We start from the raw sequence: 20,149 nt of genomic DNA on the forward strand, positions 1-20,149 counted from the left end.
AGAGGTTCAGCGCGCGCGCCAACGGCGCAACGGCTTCCGGCGGAATGAAGCCGGCTTCGTCCTGAATCGCGTGGAGCACCGCGAGCAGCGACGCGCCGGGCTTCACATGCCGGCGAACGAGTTCTTCCGGCGCAACGACTGCGGGGTTATCCAAGGTGGGGCTCCTCCAAGATCAAATATGCACTTGTTGTTCATATAAAGCGCATATATGCTTTGGTTTGTGGTTTGCCCCACAACGATAGGCGGACCATAAACCTTTCGCAATAGGAAGAAGCACTGCATAAATGATCCAGATCGATTGTAAGGCGCAGCTGGTTGTCGTCGATAGCGCGGGCCGCGAAGCCAGCCTGACCGACGTCGTGCCGCTGCTCGCGCTCGTCGGCGAAACGGGCAGCATCGCCCAGGCGGCTGCGCAAAAGAGCTTGTCGTATCGGCACGCTTGGGGCATGTTGCGCGCGATCGAGGAACGTCTGGGCGGCGCGCTGATCACGAAGGAGCGCGGCAAAGGGTCCGCGCTGTCGGAACTGGGGCAGGCCGTGGTGCGGGCGCAACGCCTATGCGCCGAGCGGCTCGACGGCAATATGCAGGCACTCGCGAGCGAAGTGGCGAGCGAACTGAATCGCCGGCTCGGGCAGCATGGCGGCGCGGTGCGCATCCAGGCGTCGCATGGCTACGCGGTTGCGGCGCTCGTGACGGCGCTGGTGGCTCGCGACGCGGAGTCGGTCGACATCAAGTACCGCGACAGCGCCGAGGCCGTGACCGCGCTCGCGCGCGGCGAGTGCGACCTCGCCGGGTTTCACTTGCCGCGCGGGGCGTTCCGCGAGAAATGCGCGGGTGTCTACGGCCGCTGGCTCGATCCGCAGCGGCACGTGCTGATTCATCTGACGCAACGCAAGCAGGGGCTCTTCTTGCCGAAAGGCAACCCGAAGGGAATTCGCGGCTTGAAAGACCTGGCCAGGGACGACGTGCGCTTCGTCAACCGGCAGCCGGGCTCCGGCACGCGGATGCTGCTCGACCTGGCGCTGCGCAGCATCGGCATCGATCCCGAGCGCATCAACGGCTATGCGTCGGCGGAGCTGACGCATTCGGCGATTGCGGCGTTTGTCGCGAGCGGCATGGCCGACCTCGGCTTCGGCGTCGAGCCGGCCGCTCACCATTTCGGCCTCGACTTCATCCCGATCGTCGACGAAGACTATTATTTCGCGTGTGAGCGCGCGCCGCTCGCTTCGTCGCCGCTCGCACCGGTCGTGCAGGTGCTGCAAAGCGACGCGTTCCGAGCGACGGTCGCGCATCTCGCCGGATACGACCCGGCGCATTGCGGGACGATTGTCGATGTGGCGAGCGGATTGCTCGGAGCGGCGGTGCCGGAGAGCGCTTAGCGCTAAAGTGCGCGATGGGTTCCATCGGAAGGGCTTTGCGTTACACAGGTAACACTTCGCTGCATAGCGATGCCGATCTGCGTTACGCTCTATCCGTTGGACGTTCCTTTTGTTCTTCAGTCCGCCTCAAGCGGCATCGAATCGCTATGAAATTGCTTATCAACGCCTGCGCTGCCGCGGCTGCGGCAGGCGCATTGCTCGCTGTGACGTCGCTCGCATTCGCACAGAACTCGCCGGGGGTGCCGGGCGGCATCCTGCAAGAGCAGTTCCAGCTTCAACAGCACCCGCAATTGGAGTTCGCGGCGTCGGCACCGTCGAAAAAGTACCAGCATGGGCCCGTATCGAAGCTGCGCAAGCAGGGCGATCTCGGCAACCCGGACGGGTGCAATCTGCAATGCCCGAACGACAACTGATCGAGAGGCATTGCTAGTCATCTGACGCTTGATCGCTCGCGCCGAGTCGCGCGGGCGATCGCTGTTCCATTGATGCGAGCGCGCGCAAAAAGCGCCGCTCACGTCGTGCAGCGCGCGATATCGAAGCGCATTTCAGGCTCCGGCACCGAACCGTCGTCGCCGGGCGATTTCTGCACCTTGACCACCGAGCCGTAGCCGGAAGGCATCAACGTAATGAGCCACGCATAGTTCTCCGAGCCGTGGCCGACCGTCAGCTCGGTCGATCCGTTGCCGGTACTCATTCGAAGGCCGTCGATTCTGCTTCGCAAACAGTTCGAGATGTCGCTCGGAGCGCGTTGCGACTGCACGAAGACGAGCGGCTCGGACGAGCGGACGTCCTGGACGTTAGGCGAGCTGCAAGCCGCAATCGCGAGGGCTGCGGGCACTGCGGCGAGGAGGGGAAGTGTGTTCATGGTTTTGCCTTTGGGGCGAGGGCAGTGCGATTTCAATGTAGTCGTTGTGTCGACCGGGGTTCAACCGGTGGCGATACGGGGCGGGTTTTGCCGAAATGCGTGCAGGCGACGCATAAGAGACAGTCGTCGCACCACGAAGCGGCCATTTGAGACGGCTGTATGCCTCCTCGCTTCGTGCTAGGCATGGAGATTACCGGAGCGCAACGAAGGCAGCATGCATAGCCATGCTCGTACGACTCTTCACTGAATCCCGGGTTCTCCGTTTTGAAAACGATTAGTTCTTCTTCGAATGTCCGCTTGGCCTGAGGATACTTAAAGAATGCTAGGCCTACTGCTGCCGCGTCTTTCCACATCCGCTTCACCAAAGCCAAAGCGTGCTCATAAGTGGGTTGGCTCAATGCAGGCAAAACTTCCGACAAGTCAAGCGCCGGGGCGCGCTCCGATAGTGGTCCCCAACGACGCGTCCACTCGTTGTAGTAGAAGAGCAGGAACACCGCATCTAATAACTGGGCGGCACGTATTTGGCGGATGTACTCTGCCCGTCGCTCGGTCCGGTCCATTCCCCTCCCGATTATTGTTTCGAAGCGGATAGCCCGCAGTCTAGACTTTCGGTGGTCGATTGCGCTGCATATTGCACTCGGGTCGACTGTCCGCTTAGGCCGAGCACTGCCGGACGCGGATGCCGCTGCTCGACCCTGTCAACAAGCTCACGCTCTTTCAGGGTGGAAACGGCTGATCCGGCGGCCGGCTGGCCCGGTCACGACCGCTTTGGCGCTGCGCGCACGCCGTCGTGATACTGCCGGATGTCCTGCGGTGCGAGGCCGTAAGCTCGCCGAAACGCCCGCGTGAAGTCCGACGCGCTGCTGAAGCCGTGAGCATAGGCGATGTCCCGCACCGGAACGCCGGGCCATGCGACGAGCTCGTCGGCGGCGGCGCGCAGGCGCACATGCCGGCCGGATGTAGGCACCAAGCCCCCCTTCGTGCTGAAAGAGGCGATAGACCGTGGGTCGCGAGAGGCCCAGCGATTCCACGACGCGATCGGGCGAAAGACCGTCGTCGTGCAGGTTCGCGTGCACGTAGCGGCGCGCCTGATCGAACGCCATGGCCCGCGCGAGCGCAGGCTTGCTGCCCTTCAGCCCCGCCTGCTCGCCGAACGCGTCCGCGATCAGCAGCACGATCTCGCGCAGCAACGCGCCCGGCAGAAAAATTGTGACGTGCCGGCAGGGCGCGCGTTTGAACTGCACGGGCTGGTCGAGATCGACGGCGAAGATACCGCCTTCGAGCACCGTGTCCGTGCGCCGTTTGCCGGGATACACGAGCTCGCTGTCGGGCGCGGTGTCGAAAAATACGTGGAAGGATGCTGCGCGAGTTGTCCTGGGAGATCCGCGCGATCGTCCGATCTTGCGTGATGCGGTCGGTGTAGCAGTCGGCGAACAGGAATTCGCCCACGGCGTAGCGGTCGATCCAGCCGCGAAACGGCTGCCTGCGTTCATCGCGCGTCGTCAGGAGGTCGACCACGCCGATCATACGGTCGCACCACGCCAGGAGCTGCTGCTGGATGGGCAGCGCGCAAACGTCGAAATGCTGGTGCGCGATTTCGAGCCGCTGGTCCGCGTCGAGGGCGACAGGCAGATCCTGAAAGTGCGTCTTGCCGGCGGGCATGGTGAGGATTCGGTGGATCGGCTGGATAGGCGGGAAGGTCTTGCTGCGAAATAGTATGACGAGAGATACCCCCGTTGCAAATGGCCAGTTGTGGCCGAGGCTGTGTCAAAACTCGAAATTCCACGGTTTGAGGGCGCTTTACCCCTCGCGAGGTGCTGCAAAGCCCATAGCGAGCGTTCTGGCAGGTCGACTTCTTCGCTGAGCGGCAGCGGCGCACGTTTTGACACAGCCTGGGCCGTTCTGAGCCCCGCGCATCTGTCTGCGGTCCACGACATCCATTGAGTTCTGGGACTCTGAGCAGGGGCTCGTGTCCTAAGCGCCGAATCCGGTAAAGATCAAGGGGGCTAGTCAGGGGTGACGAAGACCCGAACCCTACCGCGCGAAGTGGGTAGCAGAAATTCCAGTGTACGACCTGCCCGTACATCGAATAGCAGCTGTGCCAGCTCCTCGATCCGGGCACGCCGACCAACGCCGTTCTGGTCTGGAACGCGATTGCCTTCCTGCTCGATCAAGGCCTGATGTTCCGAGACCACCCATGCGATGGCGCTGGATCTCGTCACAAAATATTCTTCCATGCCTTTTTCCTACGGCGCGGGGTAACTAGACCGCGCAAATCGATTCCACGCGCCGCGCCAATGGGAATTGGCTTTGGCAAGCGCAGCCCGATTTTATCGTCTGACGGAAACCATCGCATTCGAGCCGACAGGCAGCGCAAATGTCGCACGAGGGTGTCCGGTGTCGGACGTTCCTCCCGTGACATAGCTTTGCCGAAAAACCGGTGAATCTGGCACTATCATTGGCCGATCATAGGAGGGCGCCATGTGCACGAACTACGCCGCCGCACGTCGGCGAACCTTCGAAAGAGTACGACGGCGTGCAGCCGCCGGCCGACGAATGGCGAGATGACGTCTACAAAGACTATGGCGCACCGATCCTGCGTCGCGACGAGGAGGGAGGGCGCCGCGTTGCCCCGGCAACGTTCGGCATGGTGCCGCGCAAGCACATTCCGCCAGGTGTGAAGGTCTTCGATACGATGAATGCGCGCGCCGAGACCGTCGGCGAGAAGCGCAGCTTTAGCGGCGCCTGGAAAAAGCAGCAGCTTTGCCTGATCCCGTGCGATGCGTTCTATGAGCCGAACTATGAGACGGGTAAGGCGGTGCGCTGGCGAATCGGCATGGCGTCCTGCGATCCGTTTGCGATCGCGGGCCTGTGGCGGGCCTGGGACGAACCGGAAGGGCCAGCGCTGTGGTTCACGATGCTGACGGTCAATTCGCACGCGCGTCCGCTCATGCGACGTTTTTACAAGCCTGGAGATGAGAAGCGCTCTGTTGTGATCGTGCGGCCGGATGACTATGACGACTGGCTCGACTGTCGGGACGTCGACGAGGCGCGCTCGTTCCTGAATCTGTTTCCGGCCGAACAACTGATGGCCGCCGCAGAGTCCCCGAAGGCGAAATGACTCGGTGCGCTACGAGCCTCGGCCATAGAAAAAGGGCAGGAGAGATATCTCTGCCTGCCCTTGGTGTCAGTCTCGCGACTTGTTAAGCCGCTTTTGAGAGCCAGCCCGTCGCCGTGTATTCGAAAACGAGCTTCCGCACGGCGTTGCGGTCGAGGTCTGCCGCGCGCTCAATGGCCTGATGCAGGCCGTCGCCGTCCTCGAAGGAAACGGCGTTACCGTATGACGTCTCGCGGACGTGAAAGCCATTCGCCAGCCACACGTTTCGCAGCCCGCTTTCGATGAAGTGGTACATGGGCCTTTAAGCGAGAACCTGTAGCCCGTGCTTCTGAATGACCTGCAGCAGCTTTGCGGCCATGCCGCTCGGATGCTTGGCGCCGGTCTCCCACTTCTGGACGGTGGACACGCTTGTGTTCAGGTAGAGAGCGAATACCGGCTGACTGACCTTTGCAGCCTTGCGGATGCTCGCGACGGCCTTCGCGTCGAAAGCGGGCGTTTCGGCGATGCACAGACCGTCGAATTTGCGCATGGTGCGCTTGTCAACGATGCCTGCTTCGCGAAGGTCCGAAACGGCGCTGTGAATAGACTCAAAGGCATCGCTCTTGAATTTGGTTTTAGCCATGATTTTCAATCTCCAACAGTTTGCCAGACTTGATCGCCTTCTCGATAACGTCTTCGGTTAATTTGGCGTACATATCCGCGAGTTCTTTGAACGCCGCCAACTCGTCATCTTCAATGTTCTCGCGATCCTTCTTGGCGTACAGGAAAACGAAGATCCACAAGTTTCCAACCTTTTCGACGACGATGCTCCGGTGCATGTTCTTGTTCAGCCGCTTCTTCCAGACGTTGCCCCCGAGGTCGTCGCCCTGACCTTTGGCGAGGGCCGCAGCGGCATCCTACAGTTCGCCGTCTGAAATCTCTGCCTTCTTCGCTTGCTTATTGAATCCATTCGTCTTGAACACCCGTATCGCCGGTTCGGCTACGATCTTCTTTTTTCATTGGTTTTTCCGCTCATATTGCGAACGTAATATAGCACCAGGTGCAACACATTTCAACTCTCTGGTTTGGCTCTGAGCTCGTCGAGGCAGTCTGCCCATCGCTGCATGAGGTCTCGCCGCTGGTCGAGCCATTGCGTCCGGTAATACGCGCGGCCGTGGACGTCTCGCGCGTCGTGCGCGAGTTGCATCTCGACGATTTCCACGGGGATTCCGAGCTTTTCGACAGCCAGGGTGCGGGCCGTCGCGCGCCAGCCGTGCGGCGTGGCCGTCTCACTGACGACGCCCATGAGCTTGTAGGCCGCCGCGAGCGTGCCGTCGCTCATTGGCCGGACGTCGCCGCGGACGGAGGGGAACACGTGCTTGCCGGCGCCCGTCAGCGCGTAGAGCTCGCGGAGGATCGCCACGGCCTGCGTCGACAGCGGAACGAAGTGATCGGCGCCGTTGAGCTTGCCGGCCTTCTTCCGCTGCATGCGGCCCGCCGGGATTTCCCACGTCGCGCCGTCGAGGTCGAATTCGGGCCATTCGGCAAGGCGTAGCTCGCCCGGCCGCTGAAAGACGAGCGGGGCCAGCTTCAGGGCCGCGGAGACGATCGGCGAGCCCTTGTACGCATGGCCTTCGGGAAGACGTGGACCTCGACCCGGCGTAGCTGGCGCTCGGCGTGCGAATCGTTCAGCTCTTTCGAGAATTTGCGGTGCCACTTGCGGGCGACGGCTTCGAACGTGTTCTCGGCGTTCGCCTGGCGCGTCAGCTTCTCGGCAACCTTTGCCGCGCCGGGATCGATGTCGGCGTCGAGATGCTTCTTCGCCGCCTCGCGCCGCTCGCGCGCCTCTTTCAGGGTGACGGTCGGGTAAATGCCCAGGGCGAGGACCTTCTCTTTCCCGCCGTAGCGGTACTTCAGCCGCCAGTATTTCGCCCCGGTCGGCTTGACTTCGAGGTACATGCCGCCGCCGTCGGCGAGCCGGTACTGTTTCTCTCGCGGGGCGGCTTTTTTGATTGCGATATCCGTGAGTGCCATGTCATTCCCTTCCTTATGTGGCGCGGGTTTACGGCCTTTGAGGGTATCGGCATCCGACGCATGTCTGGGTGCCGTCATCGATACCCCCGGAATGGGGTGTTAGATGGCGAATGATCCTGAACGATGCCGAATGAAGAAAGCCCCGCGGATTATAGGTCCACGAGGCTTTTGTGAAAGGGGACGAATGATACTGAATGATGTGTTGGTGGAGCCGGCGGGAATCGAACCCGCGTCCGCAAATAGTCCACAACCAGTTCTACATACTTAGTTCTGTCATTTGATTTAACCGCACCGACGCGGACGAACACGCTTCGTTACGGCGAGTCACTAGATTTTCGGCCCCGGCGTCGTGACACCACCAAGGATTATCTGACGTGAATGACCTCGCTGGTCTTGCGACCCTAGCCCGTCAGAGAGCTAGTGCGAGGTTGGCGGGGTTAAGCCGCCAATGCGTACGTTTCGTCGTTCGCAGTTACTTAAGTCCCATTGATTTACGAGGTGACGGGTCCTCGGTATGCCCTGAGCTGCTTCGTTACCCACGTCGAAACCAGGTCGGCCCCTGTGGAGTCGTTAATTATCCCATAGAACTACGACCTTGGCGCAGCCTTGCGGGCTAAAGACGCGGCTGGAGGCGAAATTCAGCTTCTGCGGCGGGCCGTTCGCCGCAGGATTGAGCGCCGCGTCAGCCAATCTCGCGCAGCAGTCGCTGCAGTTCACCGGTCGATTGCACGACATGCTGCGCGTGCCATTGAGTCGGGGGCAGGTCCGTTCCGCAGTATCCGTAAGCAGCGGCGACGGTGACCATGCCTGCCGCGAACCCCGCTTGCACGTCGCGCAGATCGTCGCCGACGTAGACGACTCGCTCCGGCTGCACGTCGAGTTCCTTCGCCGCATGCAAGAGCGGCGCCGGATGCGGCTTCGAATGCGGTGTCGTATCCCCGCTGACGACGCAACCCGCGCGCAGGTCGAGGCCAAGCAGCTCGACGAGCGGATCGGTCAACCGCGAAACCTTGTTCGTGACGATGCCCCAGCGCACGCCGCGCTCGTCCAACTCGTCGAGTATTTGGCCGATGCCCGGGAAGAGCGTCGTTTCGATGCACAAATCGGCTTCGTAGTTGGCCAGAAACTCCTCGCGCATCGACGCGAACCCCTGGTGCTCGGGGCCGATGCCAAATGCGCCGCCGATCAGGCCGCGCGCGCCGGCCGACGCGAGCGGGCGCAGATCGTCGAGCGGCAGCATGTCGAGACCGCGGTCGTGGCGCATTTTGTTGACGGCAGCGGCAAGATCGGGTGCGGTGTCCGCAAGCGTGCCGTCGAGGTCGAATAAGACGGCTTGGCACAGGCCGATCGACGCCTCGTCGCTTTCGCGTTGCGGCAGGGGGGTGGGGTCGCTCATGAGGTCAATCGGGAACGGAAAGAGTTTGGACCGGCGCGCGGATCAGGCGCTGCGCCGGCACGCGAATAGGTAGTTGACGCTGGTGTCGTCGGACAATCCGAAGCGCTTGGCAAGCGGGTTGTACGTGATGCCCTTGATATCCGTGCTGTGCAGGCCGGCCGAGCGCACGAACCCCGCCAGCTCAGACGGACGGATAAAGCGCGCATAGTCGTGCGTGCCCTTGGGCAGCATTTGCGCGATGTACTCGGCGCCGATCACGGCAAACAAATACGATTTGACGTTGCGATTGAGCGTAGAGAAAAAGACCCAGCCGCCGGGTTTCACGAGCGTTGCGCATGCCGCCACGATGGCGCTGGGATCAGGCACGTGCTCGAGCATTTCCATGCAGGTGACAGCGTCGTAGGTGCCTGGTTCGCGTGACGCGAGCGCCTCTGCTGCGATCTCTTCATAGTCGACGCTTACGCCGCTCTCCAGACTGTGCAGGTCGGCAACGCCAAGCGCCTGCGTCGACAAGTCGATGCCCTTGACCTGTGCGCCCAATCCCGCCATCGATTCCGACAGGATGCCGCCTCCGCAGCCAATATCCAGCACGCGTTTGCCGGCCAGGTGCGCATGGGAGTCGATCCAGCCGAGCCGGACGGGGTTCAGCTCATGCAGCGGCTTGAATTCGGCGTTCGGGTCCCACCAGCGATGCGCGAGATCGCTGAATTTCTGCAGCTCATGGGGATCGGCGTTGGTCATGGCGGATGCGGCTTTGCGAAGAGCGTGGATGGGGGCTGCGGGTTAGCCCCGAGTATATAGGGGCCTGCGAACAGGGGCAAAACGAGGTGGGCAAGCCGACAGCTGAAGCGCCAATTCGGGCCGACATAAAAAAACCCCGCCGAAGCGGGGCTTTGATGCTGCGGTATCGTGCAGCTTACTGCTTCGAAGTACCGACAACTTCGACTTCCACGCGGCGATCCGGTGCCAGGCAGGAGATGAGTTGCTTGTGGTTCTTCTGGTTGCAGCCCGTCGTAACCGGATTGCGCTTGCCCTTGCCTTCCGTGTAGATTCGGTTGGCTTCGATGCCCTTGCTGACCAGGTATGCCTTCACAGCTTGAGCGCGGCGCAGCGACAGACGGTCGTTGTACTTGTCCGAACCGATGCGGTCGGTGTAGCCCGTTGCAACGACGACTTCCAGGTTCACGCCTTGGATCTTCGTAGCCAGATCGTCCATCTTTTCCTTGCCAGCCGGCTTCAGGACAGCCTTGTCGAAGTCGAACAGCGTGTCAGCTTGGTACGTGATCTTCTGGCTGCTGATGACCGGAGCAGCCGGAGCAGCCGGAGCGGGCGGCGTCGGAGCTTGCGCGACCAGTGCGCCGTCGCATTTTGCGTTGGCCGTTGCGGGCGTCCAGAACGCATCGCGCCAGCAAAGCTCGTTCGTGCCGTTCATCCACACGTATTCGCCGGTGCCGTTCACCCAGTTGTCATTCGTTTGTTGTCGCGAGGCCGGCACTGACTGTGCCGAAGCGGATGCAGCCATAACTACGGTAGCTGCAATGAACGCGAGCTTTGAAAGTTTATTCATATTTCTCCTCTCGAAATTGAGATTACCGCAGGTTTACTGCGAGCTTGTTGACGAAGACAAGTCATACATTGCTCGAAGTATAACATTGGTGCGGCACAAAAAAGGCCGGGCCCTGAAGACACTTCGAGCAATGTCTAACCAAGTGCGTTGGCATTTTGCCATACAGTTCCCGACCCACGAAAAAAAATTCCCGAGCGTTCCGATCCCCCAACACAATTGTGGTGCATGCGCAACAGTAAGCCTGGCGGGCTTCTGCGGTCGCGCGGCGACCGCATGAGGCGTGCCTGGAGCGAAGAAAAATCGTCTCGTCAACAGCGTGGCGAGAGCGGTTCACAGCGGCTTCGCGGTCTCTGTGCAATGGGGAGTACGTACCCGCGGCGGGCGCGGTTGCGCCGCATGATAGAATCGCGTGATGCGCTGCTTTTGCGGCGCCAATGCGAAGGTGGGCCAAAGTTCTTGATTTTGGTGTTCATTTTCGCTTGGAAAAGATACGGATAATGGATCAATTCGCCAAAGAGACTCTGCCAATCTCCCTCGAGGAGGAAATGCGCCGTTCGTATCTCGATTACGCGATGAGCGTGATCGTGGGGCGTGCGCTTCCCGATGTCCGTGACGGCTTGAAGCCAGTGCACCGGCGCGTCCTGTACGCGATGCACGAACTCAACAACGACTGGAACCGTGCCTATAAAAAATCCGCGCGTATCGTCGGCGACGTGATCGGTAAATACCATCCGCACGGCGACACCGCTGTATACGACACGATCGTCCGGATGGCGCAGGATTTCTCGCTGCGCTACATGCTGGTGGACGGGCAGGGCAATTTCGGATCGATCGACGGCGACAACGCCGCCGCGATGCGTTACACCGAAATCCGTATGGCGAAGATCGGCCATGAGCTCCTTGCTGATATAGATAAGGAAACCGTCGATTTCGGTCCGAACTACGACGGCAGCGAGAGCGAGCCGCTGATTCTTCCGGCGCGCATCCCCAATCTGCTGATCAATGGCTCGTCGGGGATCGCGGTCGGCATGGCGACCAATATCCCGCCGCACAACCTGAATGAAGTCGTCGACGCCTGCCACCACCTGCTGAAGAGCCCGGAGGCGAGCATCGATGAGCTGATCGAGATCGTTCCCGCTCCGGATTTCCCGACCGCGGGCATCATCTACGGCGTCACGGGCGTGCGCGACGGCTATCGCACCGGGCGCGGCCGCGTCGTGATGCGCGCGGCGACGCACTTCGAGGAAATCGATCGCGGCCAGCGCATGGCGATCATCGTCGACGAGTTGCCGTATCAGGTTAACAAGCGTTCGCTGCTCGAGCGGATCGCCGAGCTCGTCAACGAGAAGAAGCTGGAAGGCATTTCGGATATCCGAGACGAGTCGGACAAGAGCGGCATGCGCGTCGTGATCGAGCTGAAGCGCGGCGAGGTGCCAGAGGTCGTCCTCAACAATTTATATAAGGCGACCCAGCTCCAGGACACGTTCGGCATGAACATGGTCGCGCTCGTCGACGGCCAGCCTAAGCTGCTGAATCTTAAGGAAATGCTTAGCGCGTTCCTGTCGCATCGACGGGAAGTGCTGACGCGGCGCACTGTATACGAACTGCGCAAGGCGCGCGAACGCGGCCACGTGCTCGAGGGCCTAGCCGTCGCGCTCGCGAACATCGACGAATTCATCGCAATCATCAAGGCCGCGCCGACCCCGCCGATCGCCAAGCAGGAACTCATGGCGCGCGCGTGGGATTCGTCGCTCGTGCGCGACATGCTGTCGCGCGCGGAAACCGAGAACGCCGCGGCCGGCGGCCGGGAAGCGTATCGCCCGGAAGGCCTGAACCCGGCGTTCGGGATGCAGGGCGACGGTCTCTACAAGCTGTCGGATACGCAGGCGCAGGAAATCCTGCAGATGCGTTTGCAACGCCTGACGGGTCTCGAGCAGGACAAGATCATCGGCGAATACCGTGAAGTGATGGCGCAGATCGCCGATCTGCTCGACATCCTCGCGCGCCCGGAGCGCATCACGACGATCATCACCGACGAGCTGACGGCGGTGAAGGCCGAGTTCGGCGACGCGCGCCGCTCGAAGATCGAGATGAATGCGACCGAACTGAACACCGAAGACCTGATCACGCCGCAGGACATGGTCGTGACGATGTCGCACGCCGGCTACGTGAAATCGCAGCCGTTGTCCGAATATCGCGCCCAGAAGCGCGGAGGCCGTGGCAAGCAGGCGACGCAGATGAAGGAAGACGACTGGATCGACACGCTCTTCATCGCGAACACTCACGACCACATCCTCTGCTTCTCGAATCGCGGCCGCGTCTACTGGGTGAAGGTCTACGAGGTACCGCAAGGCTCGCGCAACTCCCGCGGCCGTCCGATCGTCAACATGTTCCCGCTGCAGGAAGGCGAGAAGATCAACGTCGTGCTGCCGATCAAGGAGTTCTCGGCAGACAAGTTCGTCTTCATGGCAACCGCGTTGGGCACGGTCAAGAAGACGCCGCTCGAGGCTTTCAGCAGGCCTTTGCGCAAGGGCATTATTGCGGTCGGCCTCGATGACGGCGATTACCTGATCGGCGCCGCAATCACGGACGGCGCGCATGACGTGATGCTCTTCTCGGATTCGGGCAAGGCGGTGCGTTTCGATGAAAACGACGTGCGACCGATGGGTCGCGAAGCGCGCGGCGTGCGCGGCATGCAGCTGGACGAAGGGCAGCAGGTGATCGCGCTTCTGGTGGCGGGCAGCGAGCAGCAGTCGGTGCTGACCGCGACCGAAAACGGCTACGGCAAGCGCACCCCGATCACCGAGTACACGCGTCATGGGCGCGGCACGAAGGGGATGATCGCGATCCAGACATCGGAGCGCAACGGCAAGGTCGTGGCCGCCACGCTTGTCGACCCCGAAGATCAGATCATGCTGATCACGACAACCGGTGTGCTGATTCGCACGCGTGTTTCGGAAATTCGTGAAATGGGCCGCGCAACGCAAGGTGTTACACTCATCAGCCTTGATGACGGCACCAAGCTCTCCGGCCTGCAGCAAATCGCCGAGGCGGATGGCGAAGCGGATGCCGAAAGTACGGCGGCGGATGACGAAAACGGCGAGGGCTGATCTGCACACAAGTCGTGCATGACAGGCGTCGCGAGAAAGTAACCGCATGGAGAACCGTACGAAGCGAATGATCCCGCAACACGGTGTTGCGATACGCTTCGTGCGTCAAGCTATTCGACTATTTCTTTTAGGGAGTAATGATGCAACAACGATTCAAGCAATGGATGCTGCTGGCTGCTTTCGTGCCGACCTTCGCGATGGCGCAGGCGCTCCAGAATCAAGCGCCGGCCGACACGACCGCAGCGGCACCGGCAGCAGCTCCGGTCGATCCGGCCAAGCAAGCCGCAATCAAGGACCTGCTCGACGCCATCGACGCGCAGAAGCTGGTTGGCGCAATCGGCAACAGCGCGCAAATGCAAGCTAAGCAGCTGGTTCCGGCGATCCTGTCGGACGCGCTGTCGGAAAACAAGACGCTGACGGACAAGCAAAAGCAAGCCTCTGTGCCGACGCTTCAAAAGAACGCGGTGCCGAAACTGGTTGACACGGCAGGCCAGGTTTTCGCGACCGATTCGTTCCGCCAGGACGCGATGCAGGCTCAGTATGAAGCGTACGCAAAGTACTACAGCACGTCGGAAATCAAGGACCTGACGGCGTTCTACAAGAGCCCGACGGGCCGCAAGTTCATCCAGGTGCAAGACCAAGTGGGCCGCGATGTCGTGAACGGCCTGATGCAGAAGTACATGCCGCAATCGATCAAGGCAACGCGCGACCAAGCCGACAAGGAAGTCGCGGCGGTCAAGCCGGGCAAGTAATCAGCTGGCTATAAGGTTCGCCGGGGGCGCTATACCGGGCCCTTTCGCTGCGGATCGGCCGGGCTGACAAGGCGCCTGGGTTTGGCGGCTTGCCGGTGACAGTGCGATAATGGCCGTTTGCGCGGGAGCGCAGACGGCCATTATCTATTCGGGCGCTGTTTTTCGGTATTTCCTTTTGCCACCGCACCTTCTTTCGGGGTTCCCACAATGCGCGTCTTTAACTTCGCCGCCGGACCTGCGGCGCTGCCTGAGGAAGTGCTGCGCCAAGCTGCCGACGAGATGCTCGATTGGCGTGGTAGCGGCATGAGCGTGATGGAAATGAGCCATCGCGGCAAGGAATTCATCTCGATCCACGAAGAGGCGCTCACGGACCTGCGCGAGCTGCTCGACGTGCCGGCCAGCCACCGTATTCTGTTTCTGCAGGGTGGCGGCCTCGGCGAAAACGCGATCGTGCCGATGAACCTGCTCGGTACGAAGAAGACGGCCGATTTCGTCCTGACGGGCTCGTGGTCGCAAAAGACGTTCAAGGAAGCGCACAAATATTGCGCGCCGCACTTGGCCGCAAGCGGCCAGACGGCCGATGGCTTCACGCGCTCGCCGGCTCGCGCCGAATGGCAGCTCTCCGACGACCCGGCGTACGTGCATTTGTGTACGAACGAGACGATCCACGGCGTCGAAACCTTCGATATTCCCGATCTCGGCGACATCCCGCTCGTGGCGGACGTGTCGTCGCACATCCTCTCGCGCCCGCTCGACGTCGCGAAGTTCGGCGCCATTTACGGCGGCGCGCAGAAGAACATCGGCATGGCGGGCGTCACGGTCGTGATCGTGCGCGAGGACCTGCTCGACCGGGCGCTCCCAATCTGCCCGTCGGCGTTCGAGTGGAAGACCGTCGCCGAGAACAATTCGATGTACAACACACCGCCCACCTACGCGATCTACATCGCGGGCCTGGTGTTCAAGTGGCTGAAGAAGCTGGGCGGCTTGCGGGCGATCGAAGCGCGCAACATCGAGAAATCGAAGCTGCTGTACGGCGCGATCGACGCCAGCGCTTTCTATACCAACAAGGTTGAACGCGCTTCGCGTTCGCGGATGAACGTGCCGTTCTTCCTCGCGGACGAGTCGCGCAATGAAGATTTCCTCGCCGGCGCGAAGGCGCGCGGGCTGTTGCAGCTGAAGGGCCACAAGTCCGTCGGCGGAATGCGGGCGTCGATTTACAACGCGGTGCCGCTCGAAGGCGTCAAGGCGCTGGTCGAGTACATGAAGGAATTCGAACAGCGCCAAGCCTGATCGCTCCGACTTGACAGGCGGCGCGCTTACTTTCATACGGCCGTATTACGCATGGACGACGAACTCAATACCAAGCTCAAACCGCTGCGCGATCGCATCGACGCGATCGATGCGCAGCTGATCGCGCTGCTCAACCAGCGCGCGGCGATCGCTCTCGAAGTAGGCGAGGTCAAGAAGCACTACAACGCGCCGGTGTTCAGACCGGAGCGCGAGCAGCAGGTGATCGCGCGCTTGCAGGACATGAGCGCCGGGCCGCTCGCGGGCGATCACATCAGCGCGATCTGGCGCGAGATCATGGCGGCGAGCCGCGCGCTCGAGCAGCAGGTGCGCGCCGCCTATCTCGGGCCCGTCGGCACCTATAGCGAACAGGCGATGTACGAATACTTCGGTCACGCGATCGAAGGTCTCGCGTGCCCGTCGATCGACGAGGTGTTCCGCTCGGTCGAGGCGGGCGCCGCGGATTTCGGCGTCGTACCGGTCGAGAATTCGAGCGAAGGCGCCGTTTCGCGCACGCTCGATCTGCTGTTGCAGACGCAGCTCGTGATCGGCGGCGAGCTCGCGCTGCCGATTCACCACAATCTTCTGACGCTAAGCGGCGGGCTGACCGGCGCGACGCGCGTCTGCGCGCATGCGCAGGCGCTCGCGCAGTGCCAGCGCTGGCTCGCGACGAACGCGCCGCATCTGGAGCGCCAGGCCGTATCGAGCAACGCGGAAGCCGCGCGTCTTGCCGCAAGCGATCCGACCGTTGCCGCGATTGCCGGCGATCGCGCCGCGGCCCACTACGGCTTGCAGGTCGCCTACGCGCTGATTCAGGACGATCCGCACAACCGCACGCGCTTCGTGATGATCGGCAAGGAGCCGGCGGGCGTGAGCGGGCGCGACCAGACGTCGCTGATCGTGTCGGTGAGGAACGAGGCCGGCGCGATGTTCAAGCTGCTCGAACCGCTCGCACGGCACGGCGTGTCGATGACGCGCTTCGAGTCGCGTCCGGCGCGCGTCGGCACGTGGGAGTACTACTTCTATATCGATCTCGAGGGCCATCGCGAAGATCCGCCCGTCGCCGCGGCATTGGGCGATCTCGAGAAGATGGCTGCGTTCCTGAAGATTCTCGGCTCGTATCCGCGCGCGCGCTGATGCGCCGCGCGCCGTCCCCGGCTCTCGCCCAACCGCCTACTTGGAGACATATATGACAACGCAATACGGCCCCTCCTATGTGCGCGCGATCGCGCCTTACGTCGCCGGCAAGCCGGTTTCGGAAGTTGCCCGCGAGTTTGGTCTCGATGAAGCGCACATCGTGAAGCTTGCATCGAACGAAAATCCGCTCGGCATGCCGGAGTCGGCGAAGGCAGCGATGGCGCAGGCCGCCGCCGATCTGGGCCGCTATCCGGATGCGAACGCGTTCGAGCTGAAGGCCGTATTGGGCGAGCACTACGGCGTGCCGGCGGATTGGATCACGCTCGGCAACGGCAGCAACGACATTCTGGAGCTCGCCGCGCATGCGCTGGTCGAGAAGAATCAGGCGATCGTCTACGCGCAATACTCGTTCGTCGTGTATGCGCTCGCGACGCAAGGCATCGGCGCGCGTGCGATCGTCGTCTCCCCCAAGGGGACTGCCTCCGGGGCGCCCGCGGCGAAGTATGGCCACGACCTCGACGCGATGCTCAAGGCCATCGATTCCGACACGCGCCTCATGTTCGTCGCCAACCCGAACAACCCGACCGGCACGTTCATTGACGGCCCGGTGCTCGAAGCGTTTCTCGAGAAGGTGCCACGCAATGTGGTCGTGGTGCTCGACGAGGCGTACACCGAGTATCTCGCCGCGGACAAGCGCTACGACTCGATCGCCTGGACGCGCCGTTATCCGAACCTGCTCGTGTCGCGCACGTTCTCGAAGGCATTTGGCCTGGCCGGGCTGCGCGTCGGCTTTGCGATTGCGCAGCCGGAGCTGACCGATTTGCTGAACCGTCTGCGCCAGCCGTTCAACGTGAACACGCTCGCACAAGCGGCAGCCGTCGCGGCGCTGAACGATCGCGCGTTCCTCGAAAAGAGCGCGGCGCTCAATGCGGCGGGCTATCGTCGGCTGACCGCGGCGTTCGACAAGCTCGATCTCGAATATGTGCCGTCGTACGGTAATTTCGTGCTGGTGCGCGTCGGCAATGACGACGGCGCCGGTGCGCGTGTGAATCTGGCGCTTTTGAAGCAAGGCGTGATCGTGCGTCCGGTCGGCAACTACGGGCTGCCGCAGTGGCTGCGTGTGACGATCGGCTTGCCGGAAGAAAACGAGACGTTCATCGCCGCGCTCGAAAAGGCGCTCGCGCCTGCCTGAGCGGCAGGCCGGGCGGTTGATGTCCATCCCGCGCGCGAGAGCCTGGGCTCATCGCGCGCTTTTTTAGTCTGTCCGTCGTGACCGCGTTCTCATTCAACAAACTGGTGATTTTCGGTGTCGGGCTGATCGGCGGATCGCTCGCGCGCGCGCTGCGCGAGCGCGGTGCGCCGGGGCCGCGCGGCACGGTGATCGGTGTCGGGCGCTCGGCGGCTTCGGTTGAGCGCGCGCGCGAGCTGGGCGTCATCGACGGTGTCGCCGCGCTGGGCGACGACGCGCAGTTGCGCGACGCGCTGGCAGGCGCCGATATCGTCCTGCTCGCGGCGCCGGTCGCGCAAACTCAGCCGTTGCTCACACGCATTGCGCCGTTTCTGGACGACGCGACCATCGTGACCGACGCGGGCAGCACCAAATCCGATGTCGTCGCCGCCGCACGCGCGGCCCTTGGTCCGTGCATCGGCCAGTTCGTGCCTGGGCATCCGATTGCCGGCCGCGAATCGAGCGGCGTCGAGGCGGCGCTTCCTGATCTGTACGTCGGACGCAATGTCGTGCTTTGCGGGTTGCCCGAGAACTCGCCGGCTGCCGTCGCGCGCATCGAGGCGATGTGGAAAGCGACGGGGGCCGAAGTCCGCCAGATGAGCGTGGAGCAGCATGACCGCGTTCTGGCATCCGTGAGCCACTTGCCGCACGTGCTGTCGTTTGCGCTCGTCGAGCAGATTCTCGAAGGGCCGGACGCCGATCTGAAATTCTCGTTTGCCGCCGGCGGCTTCCGCGATTTCACGCGGATCGCCGCGTCGAGCCCGGAAATGTGGCGCGACATCTGCGTGGCGAACCGGGCAGCGCTGCTGGAAGAACTCGACGCGTACACCGCCGTGCTCGCGCGCTTGCGCGCGGCGATCGACGCAGGCGACGGCGCGACGCTCGAAGCCGCGTTCGCACGTTCGCGCAAGGCGCGTACCGAATGGCAGGAGCGCGGCGGCAAGGTCGCTGCCGGCGCCAGTCCCGCGAAATAACAGGAATGACCATGGAATATCTCGACCTCGGACCGTTCTCCCGTGCGTCCGGCACCGTCCGGCTGCCCGGCTCGAAGAGCATTTCGAACCGCGTGCTGTTGCTCGCGGCGCTCGCGGAAGGCGAGACGACGATCACGAACCTGCTCGACTCGGACGACACGCGCGTCATGCTCGACGCGCTTGAAAAGCTCGGCGTGCAGTTCACGCGCAACGGCGACGTGTGCGTCGTGACGGGCACGCGCGGCGCGTTCGTCGCGAAAACGGCGGATCTGTTCCTCGGCAATGCAGGCACGGCGATTCGCCCGCTGACTGCGGCGCTGGCTGTGAACGGCGGCGAATATCGTGTGCACGGCGTGCCGCGCATGCACGAGCGGCCGATCGGCGACCTCGTCGACGGGCTGCGGCAGATCGGCGCGAGGATCGACTACGAGCTGAACGAGGGCTATCCGCCGCTCAAGATCCACGCGGCTCCGGTTTCGGTCGACACGCCGATCCGCGTGCGCGGCGACGTATCGAGCCAGTTCCTGACCGCGCTGCTGATGACGCTGCCGATCGTGCGCTCGCAGAGCGGCTCGATTGTGATCGAAGTCGAAGGCGAACTGATCTCGAAGCCGTACATCGAGATCACGATCAAGCTGATGGCGCGCTTCGGCGTGACCGTCGTGCGCGAGGGCTGGCAGCGCTTTACCGTGCCCGCCGGCGTGCGCTACCAGTCGCCGGGCTCGATCATGGTCGAGGGCGACGCGTCGTCCGCGTCCTATTTCCTCGCGGCAGGCGCGCTGGGCGGCGGGCCGATCCGGGTCGAAGGCGTCGGACGCGCGAGCATCCAGGGCGACGTCGGCTTTGCCAACGCGCTGATGCGCATGGGCGCAAACGTGACGATGGGCGACGACTGGATCGAGGTGCGCGGCGTGGGCCACGACCACGGCAAGCTCGAAGCGATCGACATGGACTTCAACCTGATTCCCGACGCGGCCATGACGATTGCGGTCGCCGCGCTGTTCGCCGACGGCACGTCGACGCTGCGCAACATCGCGAGCTGGCGCGTGAAGGAGACCGACCGCATCGCCGCGATGGCGACCGAATTGCGCAAGGTCGGCGCGACGGTCGAAGAGGGCGCCGACTACCTGGTCGTGACGCCGCCCGCGCAGCTCACCCCGAACGCCGCCATCGACACCTACGACGACCACCGCATGGCGATGTGCTTCTCGCTCGTCGCGCTGGGCGGCGTGCCTGTGCGGATCAACGATCCGAAGTGCGTCGGCAAGACCTTCCCCGATTATTTCGAGCGCTTCGAGACGCTCGCCGCGACCTGACCGACGT

21 protein-coding genes, 1 other RNA gene and 2 pseudogenes are annotated in these 20,149 nt (G+C 62.6%); 11 read left to right on the forward strand and 13 right to left on the reverse strand.

Annotated elements, in window-relative coordinates:
* A pseudogene (locus J3489_RS37655) lies at nt 1-154 on the reverse strand (formate dehydrogenase); the annotation flags it as partial.
* A gap of 130 nt (nt 155-284) precedes the next feature.
* Between J3489_RS37655 and J3489_RS15510 the strand changes: the two are divergent.
* Entirely contained in the window at nt 285-1,379 is a 1,095-nt protein-coding gene (locus tag J3489_RS15510) for a substrate-binding domain-containing protein (RefSeq protein WP_206999436.1), read from the forward strand.
* Between the two features lie 146 nt (nt 1,380-1,525).
* On the forward strand, nt 1,526-1,792 hold the full coding sequence (locus J3489_RS15515) for a hypothetical protein (RefSeq protein ID WP_206999438.1): 267 nt from the start codon (nt 1,526-1,528) through the stop codon (nt 1,790-1,792).
* A 98-nt stretch (nt 1,793-1,890) separates the two neighbouring features.
* Here J3489_RS15515 and J3489_RS15520 read toward each other — a convergent pair whose 3' ends face one another.
* The gene (locus J3489_RS15520; RefSeq protein WP_206999441.1) at nt 1,891-2,244 is read right to left on the reverse strand and encodes a hypothetical protein; all 354 of its coding nucleotides are present in this window, start codon (nt 2,242-2,244) and stop codon (nt 1,891-1,893) included.
* 707 nt (nt 2,245-2,951) lie between these two features.
* Entirely contained in the window at nt 2,952-3,560 is a 609-nt protein-coding gene (locus tag J3489_RS39075; protein ID WP_445267839.1) for a hypothetical protein, read from the reverse strand.
* Between J3489_RS39075 and J3489_RS37670 the strand changes: the two genes are divergently transcribed.
* On the forward strand, nt 3,547-3,960 hold the full coding sequence (locus J3489_RS37670; RefSeq protein ID WP_242540076.1) for a hypothetical protein: 414 nt from the start codon (nt 3,547-3,549) through the stop codon (nt 3,958-3,960). The two genes, J3489_RS39075 and J3489_RS37670, sit on opposite strands and share 14 nt — an antisense overlap.
* A 290-nt stretch (nt 3,961-4,250) precedes the next feature.
* On the opposite strand, the gene J3489_RS15530 is transcribed toward J3489_RS37670, so the two are convergent.
* Entirely contained in the window at nt 4,251-4,481 is a 231-nt protein-coding gene (locus J3489_RS15530; RefSeq protein WP_206999442.1) for a hypothetical protein, read from the reverse strand.
* Between the two features lie 299 nt (nt 4,482-4,780).
* Between J3489_RS15530 and J3489_RS15535 the strand changes: the two genes are divergently transcribed.
* Nucleotides 4,781-5,365, forward strand: a complete 585-nt coding sequence (locus J3489_RS15535) for an SOS response-associated peptidase (RefSeq protein WP_309491375.1) — start codon at nt 4,781-4,783, stop codon at nt 5,363-5,365.
* 82 nt (nt 5,366-5,447) lie between these two features.
* On the opposite strand, the gene J3489_RS15540 is transcribed toward J3489_RS15535, so the two are convergent.
* The 9 genes and pseudogenes from J3489_RS15540 to ompA form a co-directional block, all read right to left on the reverse strand.
* Nucleotides 5,448-5,624, reverse strand: a complete 177-nt coding sequence (locus tag J3489_RS15540) for a hypothetical protein (RefSeq protein WP_309491376.1) — start codon at nt 5,622-5,624, stop codon at nt 5,448-5,450.
* Nucleotides 5,625-5,663: 39 nt separating this feature from the next.
* Entirely contained in the window at nt 5,664-5,984 is a 321-nt protein-coding gene (locus J3489_RS15545; RefSeq protein WP_206999792.1) for a helix-turn-helix domain-containing protein, read from the reverse strand.
* A pseudogene (locus J3489_RS38830) lies at nt 5,977-6,195 on the reverse strand (type II toxin-antitoxin system RelE/ParE family toxin); the annotation flags it as partial. The gene J3489_RS15545 and the pseudogene J3489_RS38830, both read right to left, overlap by 8 nt.
* A 218-nt stretch (nt 6,196-6,413) precedes the next feature.
* Complete coding sequence (locus tag J3489_RS15555; protein WP_309491380.1) at nt 6,414-7,046, reverse strand: tyrosine-type recombinase/integrase; 633 nt, start codon at nt 7,044-7,046, stop codon at nt 6,414-6,416.
* Nucleotides 6,932-7,375: a tyrosine-type recombinase/integrase gene (locus J3489_RS38570; protein WP_309491377.1), complete on the reverse strand. Its 444-nt coding sequence runs from the start codon at nt 7,373-7,375 to the stop codon at nt 6,932-6,934. Before J3489_RS38570 ends, J3489_RS15555 begins: the two co-directional genes overlap by 115 nt.
* 203 nt (nt 7,376-7,578) lie before the next feature.
* Nucleotides 7,579-7,935, reverse strand: a transfer-messenger RNA (tmRNA) gene (ssrA, locus tag J3489_RS15560).
* Nucleotides 7,936-8,057: 122 nt separating this feature from the next.
* Complete coding sequence (locus J3489_RS15565; RefSeq protein WP_206999446.1) at nt 8,058-8,771, reverse strand: HAD family hydrolase; 714 nt, start codon at nt 8,769-8,771, stop codon at nt 8,058-8,060.
* A gap of 42 nt (nt 8,772-8,813) precedes the next feature.
* A complete protein-coding gene (ubiG, locus tag J3489_RS15570; RefSeq protein WP_206999448.1) occupies nt 8,814-9,512 on the reverse strand; it encodes a bifunctional 2-polyprenyl-6-hydroxyphenol methylase/3-demethylubiquinol 3-O-methyltransferase UbiG in 699 nt (232 codons plus the stop codon).
* Nucleotides 9,513-9,687: 175 nt separating this feature from the next.
* On the reverse strand, nt 9,688-10,338 hold the full coding sequence (gene ompA / locus J3489_RS15575; RefSeq protein WP_206999450.1) for an outer membrane protein OmpA: 651 nt from the start codon (nt 10,336-10,338) through the stop codon (nt 9,688-9,690).
* Nucleotides 10,339-10,835: 497 nt separating this feature from the next.
* Here ompA and gyrA point away from each other — a divergent pair, with 497 nt between their 5' ends.
* From gyrA to aroA, 7 genes are all read left to right on the forward strand, one after another.
* Nucleotides 10,836-13,448 carry a DNA gyrase subunit A gene (gyrA, locus tag J3489_RS15580; protein WP_206999453.1) on the forward strand — a complete coding sequence of 871 codons (2,613 nt, stop codon included), beginning with the start codon at nt 10,836-10,838 and terminating at the stop codon, nt 13,446-13,448.
* 140 nt (nt 13,449-13,588) lie between these two features.
* The gene (locus tag J3489_RS15585) at nt 13,589-14,200 is read left to right on the forward strand and encodes a DUF2059 domain-containing protein (RefSeq protein WP_206999455.1); all 612 of its coding nucleotides are present in this window, start codon (nt 13,589-13,591) and stop codon (nt 14,198-14,200) included.
* Nucleotides 14,201-14,407: 207 nt separating this feature from the next.
* A complete protein-coding gene (gene serC, locus J3489_RS15590; RefSeq protein WP_206999457.1) occupies nt 14,408-15,490 on the forward strand; it encodes a 3-phosphoserine/phosphohydroxythreonine transaminase in 1,083 nt (360 codons plus the stop codon).
* Nucleotides 15,491-15,541: 51 nt separating this feature from the next.
* Nucleotides 15,542-16,624, forward strand: a complete 1,083-nt coding sequence (gene pheA / locus J3489_RS15595; RefSeq protein WP_206999459.1) for a prephenate dehydratase — start codon at nt 15,542-15,544, stop codon at nt 16,622-16,624.
* A 52-nt stretch (nt 16,625-16,676) separates the two neighbouring features.
* Entirely contained in the window at nt 16,677-17,816 is a 1,140-nt protein-coding gene (gene hisC / locus J3489_RS15600) for a histidinol-phosphate transaminase (RefSeq protein ID WP_206999461.1), read from the forward strand.
* A gap of 77 nt (nt 17,817-17,893) precedes the next feature.
* Nucleotides 17,894-18,826 (forward strand): prephenate dehydrogenase, encoded by a 933-nt coding sequence (locus J3489_RS15605; protein WP_206999463.1) that lies wholly within the window; start codon nt 17,894-17,896, stop codon nt 18,824-18,826.
* Between the two features lie 11 nt (nt 18,827-18,837).
* Entirely contained in the window at nt 18,838-20,142 is a 1,305-nt protein-coding gene (gene aroA / locus J3489_RS15610; RefSeq protein ID WP_206999464.1) for a 3-phosphoshikimate 1-carboxyvinyltransferase, read from the forward strand.
* The last annotated feature ends 7 nt before the right edge of the window (nt 20,143-20,149 follow it).

Origin of the sequence: Trinickia mobilis (assembly GCF_017315705.1) — a bacterium.
Classification (GTDB): Bacteria; Pseudomonadota; Gammaproteobacteria; order Burkholderiales; family Burkholderiaceae; genus Trinickia_A; species Trinickia_A mobilis.

Bases quoted from the DNA above. Each gene is read 5' to 3' on its own strand.
- J3489_RS15510 (WP_206999436.1), top strand. From the start codon at position 285: ATGATCCAGATCGATTGTAAGGCGCAGCTGGTTGTCGTCGATAGCGCG.
- J3489_RS15515 (WP_206999438.1), top strand. From the start codon at position 1,526: ATGAAATTGCTTATCAACGCCTGCGCTGCCGCGGCTGCGGCAGGCGCA.
- J3489_RS15520 (WP_206999441.1), bottom strand. From the start codon at position 2,244: ATGAACACACTTCCCCTCCTCGCCGCAGTGCCCGCAGCCCTCGCGATT.
- J3489_RS15530 (WP_206999442.1), bottom strand. From the start codon at position 4,481: ATGGAAGAATATTTTGTGACGAGATCCAGCGCCATCGCATGGGTGGTC.
- J3489_RS15545 (WP_206999792.1), bottom strand. From the start codon at position 5,984: ATGGCTAAAACCAAATTCAAGAGCGATGCCTTTGAGTCTATTCACAGC.
- J3489_RS38570 (WP_309491377.1), bottom strand. From the start codon at position 7,375: ATGGCACTCACGGATATCGCAATCAAAAAAGCCGCCCCGCGAGAGAAA.
- J3489_RS15565 (WP_206999446.1), bottom strand. From the start codon at position 8,771: ATGAGCGACCCCACCCCCCTGCCGCAACGCGAAAGCGACGAGGCGTCG.
- ubiG (WP_206999448.1), bottom strand. From the start codon at position 9,512: ATGACCAACGCCGATCCCCATGAGCTGCAGAAATTCAGCGATCTCGCG.
- ompA (WP_206999450.1), bottom strand. From the start codon at position 10,338: ATGAATAAACTTTCAAAGCTCGCGTTCATTGCAGCTACCGTAGTTATG.
- gyrA (WP_206999453.1), top strand. From the start codon at position 10,836: ATGGATCAATTCGCCAAAGAGACTCTGCCAATCTCCCTCGAGGAGGAA.
- J3489_RS15585 (WP_206999455.1), top strand. From the start codon at position 13,589: ATGCAACAACGATTCAAGCAATGGATGCTGCTGGCTGCTTTCGTGCCG.
- serC (WP_206999457.1), top strand. From the start codon at position 14,408: ATGCGCGTCTTTAACTTCGCCGCCGGACCTGCGGCGCTGCCTGAGGAA.
- pheA (WP_206999459.1), top strand. From the start codon at position 15,542: ATGGACGACGAACTCAATACCAAGCTCAAACCGCTGCGCGATCGCATC.
- hisC (WP_206999461.1), top strand. From the start codon at position 16,677: ATGACAACGCAATACGGCCCCTCCTATGTGCGCGCGATCGCGCCTTAC.
- aroA (WP_206999464.1), top strand. From the start codon at position 18,838: ATGGAATATCTCGACCTCGGACCGTTCTCCCGTGCGTCCGGCACCGTC.